Below are 16,514 nucleotides of genomic sequence, written 5' to 3' on the forward strand. Positions count from 1 at the left end.
GCCGAACCTCTCTGGTGCGCGCGGGCCGCGGGTGATTCGATGTCGACATGACGGTCGAGATGCACCCCGATGAGCCGCACGCCGGCGGCCTCGCCAGCCGGCTCAACTGGCTGCGCGCGGGGGTGCTCGGCGCGAACGACGGGATCGTCTCGGTCGCCGCGATCGTCGTCGGGGTGGCATCCGCGACCCCCTCCCCCGCCGCGATCCTCTCGGCCGGTGCCGCGGGCCTCCTCGGCGGGGCGATCTCGATGGCCCTGGGGGAGTACGTGTCGGTGCGCAGCTCGACCGACACCACCGAGGCGCTCATCGCGAAGGAGTCGGCAGAGTTGCGCGACGACCCCGACGCGGAGCTCGCCGAGCTGGCCGCGCTGTATGCCGCGAAGGGACTGAGCGACGAAACCGCGGCCGCGGTCGCCCGGGAGCTGACGGCGCACGACGCGCTCGCGGCGCACCTCGACGCGGAGCTGCACCTCGACCCCGACGACGTCGCCAACCCGTGGACCGCCGCGTGGGCCTCGGCCGCCTCGTTCACCGTCGGGGCGCTCCTGCCGTTCCTCACGATCATGCTTCTGCCCGAGTCGGTACGGATCCCGCTCACGTTCGCCGCCGTGCTCGTGGCGCTCGCGGCGACGGGTGCCGTGAGCGGTCGGCTGGGAGGCGCGAACCCCGTGCGCCCGGTGATCCGCAACGTGGTGGGCGGCACGTTGGCGCTGACCGCGACCTTCGCGGTCGGCTGGCTGCTGGGCTCGGCCGGAGTGGTGTGATGCCGCGTGTGCTCGTCGTCGAGGACGACCCCGAGATGTCGGGCCTCCTCGAGGAGGGGCTGCGCGCGGAAGGATACGACGTGGTCGTCGCGCGCGATGGCACGACGGGTCTCATGGAGGCGGTGACCGGCGGATTCTCCGCGGCCGCAGTCGATGTGATGCTGCCGGGCCTCGACGGATTCGAGTTCTGCCGCCAGCTGCGAGTGCGTGGGTCGCGGCTCCCGGTGCTGCTGCTGACGGCGCGGGACGCGGTGGAGGATCGCGTGGAGGGGCTCGACTCGGGCGCCGACGACTACCTCGTGAAGCCGTTCGCGTTCGCCGAGCTGAGCGCTCGCATCCGCGCCCTCGTGCGCCGGGAGGCGACGGGGCCCAAGGTCGTGCTCGAGGTCGCACGGCTGGCGCTCGACGGCGCGACGCTCCGCGCGCGGGTCGCCGACGAGCCCGTGCCGCTCAGCGCCCGCGAGTTCGCCCTGGCACGGTTCTTCGCGAGTCGCCTCGGCGAGGTCGTGGGGCGTGAGGAGATCCTCGAGGAGGTGTGGGGCACGAGCCGCCACATCGATCCGAACGTCGTCGATCAGTACGTGCGCTACCTCCGACGCAAGATCGACGCCGAGCGCGCGGGCGTCGAGATCGTGACCGTCCGCGGGGCCGGGTACCGCCTCGAGGAGCGCACGCCGTGAGGCGCCTGCCGATCCGGGTGCGGCTCGTCCTCGGCACCGTGCTGGCGGCGCTCGTGCTCATCGCCGGCGGTGTGTTCCTGGTGCGGGCGCAGGTGGCCGCGATGCTCACCGACGTCGACGCGTCGCTCGCGCGGGCGGATCTCGCGCCGATCGTGAGCGAACTCGAAGCCAACGACGGGGGCGAAGTCGACGAGCCGAGCGAGGGCGTGCTCGTGCGGGTGGTCGATCCGTCCGGGCGCGCTGTGGTCGATACCCTGCCGCACGAGGTCCACGAGGCGGTGGAGCACCGCGAGGCCGACGACGAGGTGCGGCACGAGGACGACGACGGCGTGCCGTACACGGTCGTCGGTCAGGCCGTCGAGACCTCCGGCGGGACGTGGACGCTATGGGCGGCGCGCAGCGAAGAAGCGACGCGGCTCGCCCTCGAGGGGCTCGAACACGCGCTGTACATCGGCGGGGCGGTGCTGCTGGGCGTGCTCGGGCTGGTCTCGTGGCTCCTGACGCGCGCCGCGCTGGTCCCGGTCGAGCGGATGCGTCGCGCCGCGGCGCAGCTCTCGGTCGAAGGGGACGGCGAGCTGCCGGTGGGTCCCGCGCGCGATGAACTCGCCGAACTCGCCGTCACGCTCAACGGGTTCATCGCCCGCACCCGGGAGGCGACGGCTCGGGAGCGGCGGATGGTCTCGGATGCGGCGCACGAGCTCCGCACGCCCGTCGCCGCGATCCGCACTCGCCTCGAACTCGCACACGACGGCGGTGGCGACGCGGAGACCCTGCGTGCCGAGATCGCCGAGGCACAACGGGCCGCAGTGCGACTCGGCGACCTGGCCACGAACCTGCTGGCACTCACCCGCCTGGAGCAGCACGACGAGGAGCGCACCGCATCGTCGGATGAGATCGCCGCGGAGATCGCCGAGGCGGCGGACCGGGCTCGTACTCTCGCCCCGGACGCCGACATCTGGTTCACGGTCGATCTCCGAGCGGAGGACGCGGTGCGCTCGGATCGCGCCTCGCTCGGACGCGCGCTCGACAACCTCCTCGCCAATGCGCTGACCGCCACGGATCGCCGAGGAAGCGTCGTCGTCGATGCGCGCCGCGAGGGCGAGGTGATCGTCATCTCCGTGCAGGACGACGGCCCCGGGATGCCCGAGGACTTCCTGGCCCGGGCCTTCGAGCGCTTCAGCCGCCCGGACGACGCCCGCAGCAGGCTCGCGGGAGGCGCGGGACTCGGTCTCGCCCTCGTGCGGGCGGTGGCCGAAGCGGCGGGCGGCTCGGCGACCGCCCGCAACACCGGCCCCGGACTGCGGGTCGAGCTGCGGATGCCGGTCTGTGAGAACTCTCATCCGGCGGGTGGCCCGCTCACATCCGGGGCATAGGGATCGCGCGAATCCTGGAACGGTCGAACCGACTCGGACCCAGGAGCAGACATGACCGCGACACTCCCCCGCACGGCCCCCGCAGAGGCCGCGGGTACTCGGCGGTCGGTACCGACCGTCGGCGAGGACCGGCTCCGACGCCTCCGCAGGCGCCGGTTCCTCGCCGACCTCCTCGTCATCGCCTTCTGGGCATCGGGCGCAGTCGCGGCGGCTCTCTACCTCGCCACCGGCGGACTCGCCGACTGGGCGACCGCCGGGGGCGCCGTCACGGGTCTCGGCATCCTTGCGGGTCTCGTCGGCTCGGACTTCGTGCTCGCGATGCTCGTACTGGCGGCGCGTATCCCCGCACTCGACCGCACGATCGGGCACGACCGGGCGATGGCGGTGCACCGGCGGCTCGGGAAGCCCGCGCTCTACCTGCTCCTCGCGCACGGAGCGCTGCTGCTCGTCGGGTACGCAATGACCGCAGGCATCGATCTCGGCGCCCAGCTGGTGCAGCTCTGGGAGCTGCCGGACATGCCTCTCGCGTTCCTCTCGATCGGCCTGTTCGTCGCCGTGGTCGTGACCTCCCTGGTCGCGGTGCGCCGCAAGCTGCCGTACGAGTTCTGGTACGGCATCCACCTGCTGAGCTACGCGGCCGTTCTCACGGCGATCCCGCATCAGCTGAGCGTCGGCGGCGTCCTGGCTGACGGAACGCCACAGCGCGCCTACTGGATCGCGCTCTACGTGGTCGCGATCGGCGCAATCGTGGTGTTCCGCATCGCACAGCCGCTGATTCGGTCACTCCGGCACGACCTACGGGTGGAGCGCGTCGAGTGGATCGCGCCGGATGTGGCCTCGCTCTACCTGCGCGGCCGGCGGCTCGACCTGCTCGGGGCGAGCGGCGGGCAGTACTTCTACTGGCGCCTGTGGTCGCGCCGCACCTGGTGGCACGCGCACCCGATCTCGCTCTCGGCCGAGCCGACCGGCACGCACGCCCGAATCACGGTGCGCGTGCTCGGCTCCGGCACCCAGCGGATCACCTCCGTGCGTCCCGGCACGCGGGTGATCTTCTCGGGACCGTTCGGGCTGTTCACGGATGCCGCGCGCACCTCGCCCCGTCTCGCGATCGTCGCGGCCGGGATCGGCGTCACGCCGGTGCGGGCGCTGCTCGAATCCGGCGATCTCGCCCCGGGTGAGGCGACGGTGCTCGTGCGCAACTCGCAGGGCGAGGAGGGCTTCCTCGTGCCGGAGCTGCGCGAACTCGCGGCCCGCCGTGGGGTGCAGCTGTATCGCTCGACGGGGCCCCGCCCCGCCGGCGGCGGCTGGATGTCGGCGGAGGATGCGGCACGCGGCGTGACGCTCGAGAGCGTCTTCCCCGAGCTCGACCGCTCCGACCTCTACGTGTGCGGTCCGCAGGCGTGGACCGACGAGGTTGTGGCGGCGGCCCGAGCGGCCGGCGTGCATGAGGACCGCATCCACACGGAGAGGTTCGACTGGTGAGGACGCGCGCGATCCTCGGGAGCGCCCTGGCCGCGTTCACCGTGCTCGGGGTCGGATACGAGGTGGGCCAGGCGGCGACCGCCGTGGACGCGACGAGTGCGACCGGTGCGACGGACGCGACGAGTGCGACGGGTTCGAGCGGCTCGTCCAGCGGTTCGACGACGAACTCCGACCAGACCTCGTCGTCCTCGTCCGGCTCATCCGGCTCGTCCGGCTCATCCGGCTCGACCGGCTCATCCAGCTCGACGGGCACGACCAGCTCCTCGTCCGGATACGCCGACGGCACGTACACGGGCTCGTCCGTCTCGACCCGCTTCGGCAACGTGCAGGTGCAGGTGACGATCTCGGGCGGGCAGATCACCGACGTCGCCGCGTTGCAGCTGACCGACCACGACGGCCGCTCGGTGCAGATCAGCAACCGCGCCGCGCCCATCCTGCGCGAGGAGGTGCTGTCGGCCCAGTCCGCATCCGTGCAGATGGTGGGCGGCGCCACGTACACGAGCCAGGCGTACCTCAGCTCGCTGCAGTCGGCGCTCGATCAGGCGAGCTGAGCGTGAACCTCCACTGGAGCACGATGGGCACCGAGGCATCGCTGTCGATGGATGCCGCGGATGACGAGCTCGCGGCGCGCGTCGCGGCCGTGCTCGCCCGTGCGGATGCGCGCTTCTCGCTCTACCGGGACGACTCGGAGCTGTCGCGCATCGCGCACGGCGAGCTCGACCTGGTCGATGCGTCGGTGCCGATGCGCGAAGCGTACGAGCGAGCGATCACGTGGCGCTCCCTCACCGGGCACGCGTTCACGCCGCACCGCCCGGATGGCGTGCTCGACCTCTCGGGCATCGTGAAGGCGACCGCCATGGAAGACGCCGCCGACGTGCTCGACGACGCCACCGGCGAGTGGCTGCTCGGCGTGGGTGGAGATCTGCTGTGGGCCGCGGGCATGAGGCCGCGCCTGGGCGTCGTCGACCCGACCGACCGCGATCGGCTGCTCGCCACCATCCGCCCCTCCGCCGGGCGACGCGCTCTCGCGACGAGCGGCAGCGCCGAGCGCGGCGATCACATCTGGCGACGCCACGATGTGCCCGCTCCCGTGTTCACGCAGGCGACGGTGGCGGCCGACGACATCGTCACGGCGGATGTGCTCGCGACGGCGATCATCGCGGGCGGCGAGGCGACCCTCGACTCCGTGACCGAGTGGTTCGACGTGGACGTGCTGACCGTCGGATGCAGCGGCGAGCTGCGCGCGACGCCCGGCATGCGAGCGGCGGTCGCCGACGCCCGTGACGTTCAGGCCCCGGGCATGCTGCCGCCCGGCAGCGCCCGGACGTAGTCGAGCTGGGCGACGTCGAAGGCGTCGGCCATGGCGTCGCGTTGCGCCTGAGCAATTCCGAGATCGTCGGCGACACGCGGCCACCCTGCAACGGCATCGGCTACTCGATGCAGGACCGCGTAGGCAGCGTCTTGTGAGAGCTGGAAGCTGTCCGCGATCTTCAGGAGCACGCGCAGGTCCCGATCGCGGGGGTCGTCCTCGCGGCTGATCGGACGCGCAAAGATGGCACCACCACGTCTGCGAGGAACCGGGTTGAGGTCGAACACGGGCGCCAGGCGCCACCCGTTTCCGGCGCGTAGGAACCCGTGATTGCGCCAATGGTCGTCGACGTTGCGGATGAGCACGTTGAGTGCGACTCGGCCGAACATCTCATGCAGATCGACTCGAGGGTTCACGCTGAGCTCTGCGAGCGTGTCGGTGAACTCTTCGTAGGTCGTTCGATCGCCGTCATAGATCCCGAGCCCGAGTGCGGTGCGTGCGGAGATGTACCCGACACGAACGTTCTTCTCAGCTCGGTCGAACCGCTCGGAGATGAGAACGCTTTTTTCGCGTCCCACTCGCTCCAGCGACCACGCGGGGGTGCGTAGTCCAGCGTTCCCGGCGAGGGTGAGCGCCAGCGCTTCCCAGCCTTCGACGTCGGAGTTGCCGTCCTTGGAGTGGGGAAGCTTGGCGATGGCGAGTCGGCCGTTGGGCGCCACGACGTTCGCCTTCGGCCGAGCGCCACCGGGCGAGGTGGCGACGTCATTGAGATACGCGACATCCTCGTCGGTCGCTTCGCCGGTTTCGTAGCGACCGGCCGCCTCGAGGATTCGTGCGAGGTCGTGGAGGTTCGCGACCCCGGCATCGCTCGATAGCCAGTCGCCACCTTCCGCGGCCTGCAACCGCAGAGCACCCATGCGGGTCTGATCGGCCACCCCGATGAGGAAGTCGAACTTGCCGATCGCCCGGGGAAGCGACGAGTCACGTCTCGCGCGACTGGCGTGGTGGGCTTCGATGATCCTCTCGCCCCAGTCGTCCGGAGCGGCATCCGCGAAAGCTCCGAAGAGCGCCTGCCCCTCCGGTGCGTATTGGATGGATGACACCAGCGGCAGATCGGGCGAGAGCTCGTACCGGTCGGCTCGCGCCAGAAAGTCGGTGTCGTACTGGAACGCGGTAGACGCGAGTGTTCGGCCACCTTGGAACGAGGGACGGAGCATGCCAACACGAACCGGGTCCGGTTCGAGTCCGTCAAGCCAGACGGCGACCTGGGTCGTGGCATTCACAGTGTTCCGCCCCGACGAAGGATCTCGTCGATTCGCGCGCGTGCTGCGTCGCTCCTGTACGGGTCGGTTGCGGCGATCACCGTATCGGCGATGCCAAGAGCCGTCAGGATCGCCAGAAAGGAGTCGAGGCGGGGAGCGCCCGTGGCCGATTCGATGGCGCGCAGCGTATCCCGCGTCACTGCCGCCCTGTCCGCGAGTTCGGCCGCCGACATTCCGTTCACGATCCGCCAACGTCGGATGTTCTCCCCCAGTTCGCGCTGCTGACGTTCGCGCCGAGGGCTGCGTCGCTGAACCACGCGCGCCTACCTTTCCTAGCGTCTCGACAGGTATTCATGCCACATGTGGCAGATTATGACAGGTATACCTGTCAGCGCACCACCGTCTCTTGCTACGGTCCCGGGAAGCTCATGGACGTTTCGCCGGGCGAAAGGGCCGCACACCGCGCGGGACGAGCGATGACAAGTCGAGCTCAGGCACGTCGACAACCGGTTGAAGGCAGGATGTGAATGGAGTGGAGCCGCCTGAGGGAATCGAACCCTCGACCTATTCATTACGAGTGAATCGCTCTGCCGACTGAGCTAAGGCGGCGTGACCGGACGAGCCGATGCACAGCCTCCGAGCATAGTCGATAACATCGGCGACTCCGACCAGACGGCGGGACCGGCGGACGCGGCTCAGCAGAGCGGATCGCTTGCGGGCACGTCGCCGTCCACGAAGAAGTCGTCCACCGTGTCGGTCACGCAGGTGCTCGATCCGTAGGCGGTGTGCCCTTCGCCGTCATACGTCACGAGGTGACCGTTCTCGAGCTGGGAGGCGAGGGCCTCGGCCCACCGGTACGGAGTCGCGGGATCGCCCGTGGTTCCCACGACGAGGATGTCGGGCGAGCCGGGTGCCGTGATCGCCTCACGGGGTCGCTCCGCCGAGAAGGGCCACTGCGGGCAGAAGGCGCCGCCGTAGCTCATCCACGGCCCGAACACGGGGGCGGCAGCGGCGAGCTCTTCCGCCTCGGCGCGCATGTGGTCGCGATCCGGGTCGGAGGGCATGTCGAGGCAGTTGATCGCGAGGAACGCCTGGGTCGTGTTGGTGGTGTAGCTGCCGTCGCTTTCGCGGTCGTTGTAGGCGTCGGCGAGGAAGAAGGCGACCTCGGTCCCGTTCGCTTCGACGTCGGTGAAGAGCTGATCGAGGTAGTCCCAGTTGTCGCGGTTGTAGAGCGGCAGGATGATCGCGGTGAACATGGTGCTCGAACCGAGCACGCGGCCGTCAGGAGCGGGGAGCGGGTTGGCGTCGAGCGCGCGCATGATCGCGGCGACCCGGGTCTCGGCCTCGTCGACGGTGCCGGTGAAGGGGCAGTCGCTGCGGTCGACGCAGTCCGCGAGGTAGGCGCGGAGCGCACCCTCGAAGCCCTGGGCCTGCGCGAGCGTGAACTCGCTCTCGTCTGCGGATGGGTCGATCGCGCCATCGAGCACGAGCCGACCGGCGCGGTCCGGGAAGAGCTCTGCGTAGACGGCCCCGAGGTAGGTGCCGTAGGAGTAGCCGAGGTAGGTGAGAGTCTCGTCGCCGAGCGCGGCGCGGATGAGGTCGAGGTCGCGTGCCGCGGATCGGGTGTCGACGAGCCCGAGGAGCTCGCCCGTGTCGGCGAGGCATTCGGCGCCGAACTCGGCGTTGCGGCGTTCGGTCTCGTCGAACCAGGCGTCAGAACCCCGTTCTTCGGGGACGACGCCGTAGATGTAGTCGTCGAGAACGGCGTCGTCACCGCACGTCACCGCCGTCGACGCGCCGACTCCGCGCGGGTCGAAGCCCACGATCGTGTACTCGCGTTGCAGTCGCTCGCTCGTCGCGAAGTCGACGGAGTCGCGGATGAAGTCGACGCCCGAGCCACCCGGCCCGCCGGGGTTCACGAGCAGCGAGCCGCGCGGCGAGCCGCCGGTCGCGTACTGGCGGATGAGGGCGAGCTCGAGGGTGTCGCCCTCGGGGTTGCTCCAGTCGAGCGGTGCGGTGACGCTCGTGCATTGCATGCCGTCGCCGCATCCGCGCCAGCTGAGCACCTGGTGGTAGTACGGCGCGAGCGCAGCGGGCACGTCCTCCCCTGTCGGCACCGAGGTGGTGGGGGCCCGGTTCGGCTGGAACCACGAGACGCAGCCGGTGAGGGCGAGGGCGAGCATCGTGGCGAGCGCGACGGCGCGTGCTCCCGTGCGCCGGGTTCGGTGCGTGTGCCTCATCGCGCCCCGGATGCCTCGCGTCGGATCGCGGTGACGAGCATCGCTTCGAGCGCGAGGGCGGGCGCGACGTTCCCTTCGATGCGTGTGCGGGCTTCGGAGATCGCGTCGAGGGTCGCGAGGGTCTGTGCGGGGGTGGCCCGTTCGGCGGCGGCGGCCAGCTCGCCGTAGATGGCGAGGTTCACGGGCTCGAGACCGACCCCCAGCTGTTGCAGCAAGATGTCGCGGTAGAGCGAGAGCAGGTCGACGAGGATGCGGTCGATCCCGTCGCGGAGGCTCCGGGTCGCGCGGCGCTTCTGCTCCTCCTCGAGGGCCTTGATCTGGGCGCGCAATGCGGGCGGAACGGTACCCCCCGGTTCGACGCCGAGGGATCGGAGCGCCTGCTCGCGCTCCTGGGCGTCGCGCTCTTCCGTGATGTGCTTGGCGTCCTGGCCCGCGATCTCCAGCAGCTCGGCAGCTCCCAGCACGGCGCCGGAGACGCTGCGGATGCCGAGGGCGAGCTCCATCGTGCGGCGGCGCCTGGTGCGGGCGAGCTCGTCGGTGGCGAGGCGGTGAGCCATGCCGATGTGGGCCTGGGCTTCGCGGGCGGCCCGGGTGGCTTCGGGGAGGCTGATCCCGTCGCGCCGGGAGATCAGCTCGGCGACGTCATCGACGCTCGGGACGCGCAGCCGCACGGTGCGAACCCGAGAGCGGATGGTGGGGAGGAGGTCGGCTTCGCTCGGCGCGCAGAGGATCCAGATGGTGCGCTCCGGGGGTTCTTCGAGCGCCTTGAGCAGCACGTTGGAGGTGCGCTCGGTCATGCGGTCGGCGTCTTCGATGATCATGACGCGGTAGCGGCCGACCGCGGGCGAGTACTGGCTTGCGGCGACGAGCCGGCGAACGTCCTCGATCTTGATGATGACCGCTTCGGTGGTGAGGACCGCGAGATCGGGGTGGGTGCGCGCGGCGACCTGGGCGGTTGTGGCGGCGAGGTCGTCGGGGCGGGCGAGCAGTTCTGTGGCGAACGCGTAGGCGAGTGTGGATCGCCCGGATCCGGGTGGGCCGGTGATGAGCCAGGAGTGGGCGAGACCGTCGCCGGCCGCGGCGGCGCGCACGGTGCCGATCGCCTCAGCCTGGCCGGTGAGTTCGTCCCAGATCGCTTCCATCATGCGAAGGCTACGCGAGCAGGTCCGACACCCGCTCCCGGATGCGGGTCGAGAGCTCGTCGATGGGCAGGGTCGCGTCGAGCACGAGGAATCGCTGCGGTTCGGCCGCCGCGAGCGCAAGGTAGGCGTCGCGGACGCGGTGGTGGAACTCGGCCGCCTCGGCTTCGAGTCGGTCGTACCGCGTGCGGGAGTCGTCGAGACGATCGCGGCCGGTGGCGACGTCGAGGTCGAGCAGGATCGTGAGGTCGGGCAGCAGCCCCTCGGTCGCCCAGAGGGAGACGTCGCGCACCTCCGCGGGATCGAGCACACGGCCTGCGCCCTGGTAGGCGACGGACGAGTCGAGGTAGCGGTCCTGGATGACGATGTCGCCGCGGGCGAGCGCCGGGCGCACGACAGTGGCGATGTTGTGGGCGCGATCGGCAGCGTAGAGCAGCGCCTCGGCGCGCGGGGCCATGTACCCACGACGGTGGAGGATGATCTCGCGCAGTTCCAGCCCGAGTTCGGTGCCGCCGGGTTCGCGGGAGTGCACGACCTGGCGTCCGAGGCTGGCGAGCCATTCGGTCAGCAACGCCGACTGCGTGGACTTGCCGGAGCCGTCTCCCCCTTCGAAGGTGAGGAAGAGCCCCCGAGCGTCGGGCACCTCAGGCCCGCTTCTTGGCCGCCGGACGCTTCGCGGCGGTGCGCGACTTCGGCTTCGCCGGTCCCTTCGCGCGCTTGTCGGCGAGCAGCTGGACGGCGCGGTCGAAGTCGACGGACTCGACCTCCTCGCCGCGCGGGATCGTCGCGTTCGTGACGCCGTCGGTGACGTACGGACCGAAGCGGCCGTCGCGCACGCGGATCGGCTTACCGCTCACGGGGTCGGCGTCGAACTCTTTGAGCGCGCTCGACGCGCGGCGCGCGCCGTACTTCGGCTGGGCGAAGATCTCGAGCGCGGCGGGAAGCTCGATCGTGAAGATCTGCTCCTCGTTCTCGAGCGATCGGGAGTCGGTGCCCTTCTTGAGGTAGGGACCGTAGCGGCCGTTCTGTGCCGTGATGGGGTCGCCGGATTCGGGGTCGGCGCCGACCGTGCGGGGCAGGTCGAGGAGCTTGAGCGCGGTCTCGAGGTCGACCGTCGCGGGGTCCATCGAGGCGAAGAGCGACGCGGTGCGGGGCTTCGCCGCTGCAGCCTTCTTGGTGCCCTTCTTCGGCTTGGGCGGCTCGATGACCTCGCCGGTCGCGGGGTCGACCGTCGGTTCGGCGGCGGGCGGCTCGGGTTCCAGCTCGGTGACGTACGGGCCGAAACGGCCGTCCTTCACGACGATCTGCTTGCCGGTCGCGGGGTTCTCGCCGAGCACGCGGTCGGTGGCGACGGGAGCGTCGACGAGTTCGCGGGCCTTCTCGGGGGTGAGTTCGTCGGGCGCGAGGCCGTTGGGGATGTTGACCTTGCGAGTCGTCTCCGAGCCTTCCTGCACGACGTCGAGGTAGGGGCCGTACTTTCCGACGCGAAGGGTGATGCCCTCCGAGATCGGGATCGAGTTGATCGCGCGAGCGTCGATGTCGCCGAGAGTGTCGACGACCTCGCGGAGCCCGGGGTGGTCGCCGCCACCGAAGTAGAACTGGTTGAGCCAGTCCACGCGGTCGGCGTCGCCGTTGGCGATGCGGTCGAGGTCGTCCTCCATCTCGGCGGTGAAGTCGTATTCGACGAGGTCGCTGAAGTGGTCTTCGAGCAGACGGACGACGCTGAACGCGATCCAGTTCGGCACGAGAGCTTGGCCGCGCGGTGTGACGTAGCCGCGGTCGATGATCGTGGAGATGATCGAGGCGTAGGTGGAGGGCCGACCGATGCCGAGCTCTTCGAGCGCCTTCACGAGGCTCGCCTCGGTGTAGCGCGGCGGGGGCGTCGTCTCGTGGCCCTTTGCCTCGAGCTCGGCGAGAGCGAGCGCCTGCCCCTCCTCGAGGGGAGGCAGTTTCGCGGACGCCTCGTCGGCGGAGTTGCGCACCTCGTCGCGACCTTCTTCATAGGCCGCCTGGTACCCGCGGAAGGTGATGACGGTGCCCGACGCGGTGAACTCGGCGTGGGCGCCCTCGCCGCCATCCGCAGCGATCGTCACGGTCGCGGTCTGCCCCTTGGCGTCCGCCATCTGAGAGGCGACGGTGCGCTTCCAGATGAGGTCGTAGAGCTTGAACTCGTCGCCGCGCAGCGAGGAGCTGAGCTCGGAGGGGGTACGGAAGACGTCGCCGGAGGGGCGGATCGCCTCGTGGGCCTCCTGCGCGTTCTTCGACTTGGAGGCGTAGACGCGCGGCTTCTCGGGGATCGAGTCGGCGCCGTAGAGCGTGGTCGCCTGGCGCCGGGCCGCCTCGATCGCCTGCTGCGAGAGCGTCGTCGAGTCGGTACGCATATAGGTGATGTACCCGTTCTCGTACAGCGACTGGGCGAGGCTCATCGTCGTGCGCGCCGAGAAGCGCAGTTTGCGCGACGCCTCCTGCTGGAGGGTCGACGTGGTGAACGGAGCGGCGGGTCGCCGCGAGTACGGCTTCGTCTCGAGCGAGCGGACGGCGAACGTGGCCTCGGGCGACCGGAGCGCGTCGGCGAGGATGTCGGCGGCACGCTCGTCGAGCGGCGCGACGTCGGCCTTCAGCTCGCCCCGGTCGTTGTAGTCGCCACCCTGGGCGATGCGCTTTCCCTCGAGGCGTGCGAGCTTCGCCGAGAAGGGCGCATCCGCACCTTCGGGCGTGAAGTCGGCGACGAGGTCCCAATAGGAGGCCGAGACGAACGCCAGACGCTCGCGCTCCCGGTCGACGACGAGGCGCGTCGCAGCGGACTGCACGCGACCGGCGGAGAGACCTGGGCCGACCTTACGCCAGAGCACCGGGGAGATCTCGAAGCCGTAGAGGCGGTCGAGGATCCGGCGCGTCTCCTGCGCGTCGACGAGTGCGGTGTCGATCTCGCGCGTGTTCTGCTCGGCGCGCTGGATCGCCTCCTTGGTGATCTCGTGGAAGACCATGCGCTTCACGGGCACCTTCGGCTTCAGCACTTCGAGAAGGTGCCACGCGATGGCCTCGCCCTCGCGGTCTTCATCCGTTGCGAGGTAGAGCTCGTCGACATCCTTGAGCGCGCGCTTGAGCTCGGCGACCGTCTTCTTCTTCGTGTCGGTCACCACGTAGTAGGGCTCGAAGCCGTTGTCGACGTCGACGGAGAACTTGCCGAGGCTGCCCTTCTTGAGCTCCGGCGGCAGGTCTTTCGTGTCGATGAGGTCGCGGATGTGACCCACGGACGCCTGAACCTCGTATCCGTCGCCGAGGTACTGCGCGATCGTGCGCGCCTTTGCCGGCGACTCGACGATCACGAGCTTCTTTGTAGGCACTGCGGGTCCTTCCTATCCGGTGCACACCATACACATAGAGTCCGAGCCCGGCTCACGGCCGACGCGCAGCCTGCGGACAGCTCTCAGCCGGGCGGGCCTGCGCGGGAGACGACGGCGACCGGGAGCCCGAGAACCGTGAGGCGGATGGTGACGATCGCCTCGAGGCCCTCGAGACGGCACGATGCGAGGTCGAGGGAATGAGCGGCGGCCACGTCCGCGGCGACCGCGCATGCATCGCCCGGCACGACCCCCAAGAGAACGTCCCCCGCGGCGAGCGCCGCCGCATCCGCCGCGGAGACCGCCTTCTGCCGCGCGACGAGGGCCGACCCGAGCGCGAGGGCCGCGAGGGTGACCGACAGGATCGCTCCGACGATCGCGAGCGCGAGGACACCACCCGCGCCGTCGTCGCGTCTCACGGGCGCACTCACCGGCCGCCATCGAGCGCGCACGACGACGCCACGAGACGCAGCCCTGCGATCGCGGCCGGTCCTGCGGCCGGTGCGGAGAGCCGCACGCAGACGAGCTCGCCGTCTTCGTGACGAGCGATCGACGCTCCCGCCAGTGCGGCCTGCACCCGCTCGGCGACCACGGACTCCGTCTCCCCGCGACCGAGCCCCCGCGCGGCGTCGGCGGCCGCGTCCTGCAACCGCAATTGCTGAGAGACCACCCCGAGCGCACCGAGGCAGGCCCCGAGCACGAGGATCACCGCGGGCAGCGCCACCGCGAACTCCGCGGCCGTCGAGCCGCGATCGTCAACCGCCGAGCGAGAGCGCACCACGCACCAGATCGGTGAGGATCTGCTGAACCTCACCCGACTTCATGATCACCACGAGCAGCCCCGCGAACCCGACCGCGGCCATCGTCCCCATGCGAAGGGTTTCTCGAGGTCGGGAAGCCCGGAGGGGGACCGACGTCCTCGCCCCGGTTGTCGGCAGAGCCGTCCCCAAACAGCCGCGGGTCGATGATTCCGGTGATCCGGACGTGCTCGGGCTCCGATACGCGCTCGGGGAGACGCATCACCACCTCGCCGACCATGCTCACGCGAATGTCGAGCATCTCCACAATCTCCCGACGGGCGGACGACGGGAGGGCGTCCAAGCGGTGACGGGCACGCTCCGCCAGTGCGACCAGGTCGGTCAGCCGCTCGCGCTTCTCGGCCGCCGTCGACTGCATCGCGAAGTATCCGGCCCGGCGTTCCTGCAATTCTGACAACTCCGCGCGGAATCGGGCGATCCGCTCATCGTGTTCGGTGGGGTCGTCGGCCTCGTACTTGTCGTCCAGCGACCGGCTGAGCGCGCGGCGCTTCCGCTCAATCTCCTGGTCAAGCCGCGCGAGGATCGGCCCGACATCGGCAAGATCCGCGTCCTCCGGAACCTCCAGCCACAGGCGAGCCATCGCCTCCAGTCGGTCCGGACTGCCGAGGAGGGTGGCCACCTCGGACCACACCCGCCCGTCGAGCGCGTCGGCGCGGACCTGCTTGCACTTGCACTTGTTTTCGCCGTTGATGTGCTTCCGGCCCGAGCAGCGATAGACGTCGAAGTCCTTCCCGGCGAGGCTGACCCCGATGTAGTGCTTGCCGCATGCGCCCACCAGCCGGGTGGACAAGAGCTGGGTCTTGGGGGCGGATGTCAGGCCGCGGGTGGACCGGCGAGCCACTGCACGAACCGCGGCCCGATGCTGGTCCCGAGTCAGTGGCGGCTCCGGCAGGGTCAGCTCGATGGGGTCGCCGTGGACCGGCTTGCCGTCGCGATCAAGGCGCGTGTGGTGGGTGCGCTTGTAGAGCGATCCGGACTCGGGCGCACCCCACCAGGTCTTGCCGGTGTGGAGCGTCGGACTCGTGATCATCCGCCGAAGGACATCGGGATTCCATCGGCTGGCGTGCCTCGGCTTGATCCCGAGCCCGTTGAGGTGGTCGGCCACCTGTTGGGCATTGAGGCGCTTCCGGGTGAGGAGTTTGCGAACGAGCTGGATCACCTCGCGTTCGGGCTCGGACGGGGCGGGTCGGGCATCGCGGCCCTTGCCGACCAGCTCCCAGCCGTAGTGAGGTTCGCCACCGGGCCAGCCTCCGTTGAGGGCCTTGGCGCGCTGCCCGGCAACGGTCCGTCCGACGATCAGGTCGCGCTCCATCTCGGCGACTCCCGAGAGCACGGTTCGCATCATGCGGCCCGCGGGGGTGCTCATGTCGATGGCCTGGTCGACGACCACGAATCCGATGCCGAGTTCAATGAACCGGTCGGTCTCGGTGATGATGGCACCTGCGTTGCGAGCAAAGCGGTCGAGCTTGAGAACGATCACCGCGTCAACCTCGCGCTGCTGGGCGGCGGCGAGGAGTGCGCGCCAGCGGGGCCGGTTGCGGTCTGTCCCGGAGATACCGGCGTCGACGTACTCGGCGGTCACCACCCATCCGCGGCGGGTTGCTTCCTCGCGGCAGAGTCGCACCTGCTCATCGAGCGAGGTGCCGTCCACTTGCTCCTCGGTGGAGACTCGGGCGTAGATGGCGGCTCGGATTGTCTTGGTCGGGGTCTTGATGTTCATGCGGGCTGCTCCTCTCGGAGGCGCTCGACCGTGGCGAGGTAAGTCGAGCGGTATGGGTTCGAGTCGAACGGGCCACGGGGGGCTCGCTGGGCGGCGTCGGCCTGAATGCATGCCTCCTCATCGAGCCGGGCGCAGGAGGCGCAGGCGGGGAGAGTGGTCGTGGGCTCCTGGTCGAAGAAGTGAGAGGCGACGTTGGCCGCCTCGGCGCTCTTGCCGCAGATGGTCAGGGCGGCGTCGTAGTGGTTGCGGAGGTGTTCGCGCCCGTCGCGGCCCTGGCGGTTTCGGGCACGCTGGCTGGCCCGGCTGAGGCAGCTCCGGCACCAGCTCTGGCGTGCTGTGTGCGCGCCGTCGCGCCAACCGAATGAGTCCACCGGCAGCGTCTC

17 protein-coding genes and 1 tRNA gene are annotated in these 16,514 nt (G+C 70.2%); 6 read left to right on the plus strand and 12 right to left on the minus strand.

The annotated features are described in order from the left end of the window. The first annotated feature begins 47 nt into the window (after window positions 1-47). From FVQ89_RS00215 to FVQ89_RS00240, 6 genes are read left to right on the plus strand one after another with little or no spacing between them, the layout of a single operon-like run. Window positions 48-764 carry a VIT family protein gene (locus FVQ89_RS00215; protein ID WP_147899940.1) on the plus strand — a complete coding sequence of 239 codons (717 nt, stop codon included), beginning with the start codon at window positions 48-50 and terminating at the stop codon, window positions 762-764. Next, complete coding sequence (locus FVQ89_RS00220) at window positions 764-1,444, plus strand: response regulator transcription factor (protein ID WP_147899941.1); 681 nt, start codon at window positions 764-766, stop codon at window positions 1,442-1,444. Before FVQ89_RS00215 ends, FVQ89_RS00220 begins: the two co-directional genes overlap by 1 nt. Beyond that, a complete protein-coding gene (locus tag FVQ89_RS00225; protein WP_147899942.1) occupies window positions 1,441-2,817 on the plus strand; it encodes a HAMP domain-containing sensor histidine kinase in 1,377 nt (458 codons plus the stop codon). Before FVQ89_RS00220 ends, FVQ89_RS00225 begins: the two co-directional genes overlap by 4 nt. 51 nt (window positions 2,818-2,868) lie before the next feature. After that, on the plus strand, window positions 2,869-4,299 hold the full coding sequence (locus FVQ89_RS00230) for a ferric reductase-like transmembrane domain-containing protein (RefSeq protein WP_147899943.1): 1,431 nt from the start codon (window positions 2,869-2,871) through the stop codon (window positions 4,297-4,299). Continuing rightward, window positions 4,296-4,850 (plus strand): FMN-binding protein, encoded by a 555-nt coding sequence (locus FVQ89_RS00235; RefSeq protein ID WP_147899944.1) that lies wholly within the window; start codon window positions 4,296-4,298, stop codon window positions 4,848-4,850. Before FVQ89_RS00230 ends, FVQ89_RS00235 begins: the two co-directional genes overlap by 4 nt. Window positions 4,851-4,852: 2 nt before the next feature. Beyond that, window positions 4,853-5,629 carry an FAD:protein FMN transferase gene (locus FVQ89_RS00240; RefSeq protein ID WP_255513312.1) on the plus strand — a complete coding sequence of 259 codons (777 nt, stop codon included), beginning with the start codon at window positions 4,853-4,855 and terminating at the stop codon, window positions 5,627-5,629. Here the strand turns inward: FVQ89_RS00240 and FVQ89_RS00245 are convergent. From FVQ89_RS00245 to FVQ89_RS14330, 12 genes are all read right to left on the minus strand, one after another. Then, window positions 5,587-6,825 carry a type II toxin-antitoxin system HipA family toxin gene (locus FVQ89_RS00245; RefSeq protein ID WP_147899945.1) on the minus strand — a complete coding sequence of 413 codons (1,239 nt, stop codon included), beginning with the start codon at window positions 6,823-6,825 and terminating at the stop codon, window positions 5,587-5,589. The two genes, FVQ89_RS00240 and FVQ89_RS00245, sit on opposite strands and share 43 nt — an antisense overlap. A gap of 62 nt (window positions 6,826-6,887) precedes the next feature. Then, window positions 6,888-7,187 carry a helix-turn-helix transcriptional regulator gene (locus FVQ89_RS00250; RefSeq protein WP_255513313.1) on the minus strand — a complete coding sequence of 100 codons (300 nt, stop codon included), beginning with the start codon at window positions 7,185-7,187 and terminating at the stop codon, window positions 6,888-6,890. Window positions 7,188-7,403: 216 nt separating this feature from the next. Beyond that, window positions 7,404-7,479: transfer RNA gene (locus FVQ89_RS00255), tRNA-Thr, on the minus strand. 86 nt (window positions 7,480-7,565) lie between these two features. Then, complete coding sequence (locus FVQ89_RS00260) at window positions 7,566-9,110, minus strand: alpha/beta hydrolase (RefSeq protein ID WP_147899947.1); 1,545 nt, start codon at window positions 9,108-9,110, stop codon at window positions 7,566-7,568. Beyond that, the gene (locus FVQ89_RS00265; RefSeq protein WP_147899948.1) at window positions 9,107-10,252 is read right to left on the minus strand and encodes a DNA polymerase III subunit delta'; all 1,146 of its coding nucleotides are present in this window, start codon (window positions 10,250-10,252) and stop codon (window positions 9,107-9,109) included. The genes FVQ89_RS00260 and FVQ89_RS00265 overlap by 4 nt, the downstream gene beginning before the upstream one ends. 10 nt (window positions 10,253-10,262) lie before the next feature. After that, window positions 10,263-10,892: a dTMP kinase gene (tmk, locus tag FVQ89_RS00270; RefSeq protein WP_147899949.1), complete on the minus strand. Its 630-nt coding sequence runs from the start codon at window positions 10,890-10,892 to the stop codon at window positions 10,263-10,265. 1 nt (window position 10,893) lies between these two features. Continuing rightward, entirely contained in the window at window positions 10,894-13,596 is a 2,703-nt protein-coding gene (gene topA, locus FVQ89_RS00275; RefSeq protein ID WP_147899950.1) for a type I DNA topoisomerase, read from the minus strand. Window positions 13,597-13,679: 83 nt separating this feature from the next. Further along, on the minus strand, window positions 13,680-14,012 hold the full coding sequence (locus tag FVQ89_RS00280; RefSeq protein ID WP_187264832.1) for an Rv3654c family TadE-like protein: 333 nt from the start codon (window positions 14,010-14,012) through the stop codon (window positions 13,680-13,682). 8 nt (window positions 14,013-14,020) lie between these two features. Continuing rightward, entirely contained in the window at window positions 14,021-14,374 is a 354-nt protein-coding gene (locus tag FVQ89_RS00285; protein ID WP_255513314.1) for a TadE family protein, read from the minus strand. Beyond that, the gene (locus tag FVQ89_RS14685; protein WP_370454454.1) at window positions 14,349-14,417 is read right to left on the minus strand and encodes a hypothetical protein; all 69 of its coding nucleotides are present in this window, start codon (window positions 14,415-14,417) and stop codon (window positions 14,349-14,351) included. Before FVQ89_RS14685 ends, FVQ89_RS00285 begins: the two co-directional genes overlap by 26 nt. Next, window positions 14,404-16,242, minus strand: a complete 1,839-nt coding sequence (locus FVQ89_RS00295) for a recombinase family protein (protein ID WP_147899953.1) — start codon at window positions 16,240-16,242, stop codon at window positions 14,404-14,406. Before FVQ89_RS00295 ends, FVQ89_RS14685 begins: the two co-directional genes overlap by 14 nt. Beyond that, complete coding sequence (locus FVQ89_RS14330; RefSeq protein WP_187264834.1) at window positions 16,128-16,502, minus strand: hypothetical protein; 375 nt, start codon at window positions 16,500-16,502, stop codon at window positions 16,128-16,130. Before FVQ89_RS14330 ends, FVQ89_RS00295 begins: the two co-directional genes overlap by 115 nt. Window positions 16,503-16,514 lie beyond the last annotated feature (12 nt).

Source organism: Homoserinibacter sp. GY 40078 (assembly GCF_008017545.1).
Lineage (GTDB): Bacteria > Actinomycetota > Actinomycetes > Actinomycetales > Microbacteriaceae > Homoserinibacter.

What these genes read in the sequence shown, in the direction of transcription:
- FVQ89_RS00265 (WP_147899948.1), bottom strand. Translation starts at nt 10,252, where the DNA reads ATGGAAGCGATCTGGGACGAACTCACCGGCCAGGCTGAGGCGATCGGC.
- FVQ89_RS00230 (WP_147899943.1), top strand. Translation starts at nt 2,869, where the DNA reads ATGACCGCGACACTCCCCCGCACGGCCCCCGCAGAGGCCGCGGGTACT.
- FVQ89_RS00295 (WP_147899953.1), bottom strand. Translation starts at nt 16,242, where the DNA reads ATGCATTCAGGCCGACGCCGCCCAGCGAGCCCCCCGTGGCCCGTTCGA.
- FVQ89_RS00260 (WP_147899947.1), bottom strand. Translation starts at nt 9,110, where the DNA reads ATGAGGCACACGCACCGAACCCGGCGCACGGGAGCACGCGCCGTCGCG.
- FVQ89_RS00220 (WP_147899941.1), top strand. Translation starts at nt 764, where the DNA reads ATGCCGCGTGTGCTCGTCGTCGAGGACGACCCCGAGATGTCGGGCCTC.
- FVQ89_RS00215 (WP_147899940.1), top strand. Translation starts at nt 48, where the DNA reads ATGACGGTCGAGATGCACCCCGATGAGCCGCACGCCGGCGGCCTCGCC.
- FVQ89_RS00245 (WP_147899945.1), bottom strand. Translation starts at nt 6,825, where the DNA reads ATGCTCCGTCCCTCGTTCCAAGGTGGCCGAACACTCGCGTCTACCGCG.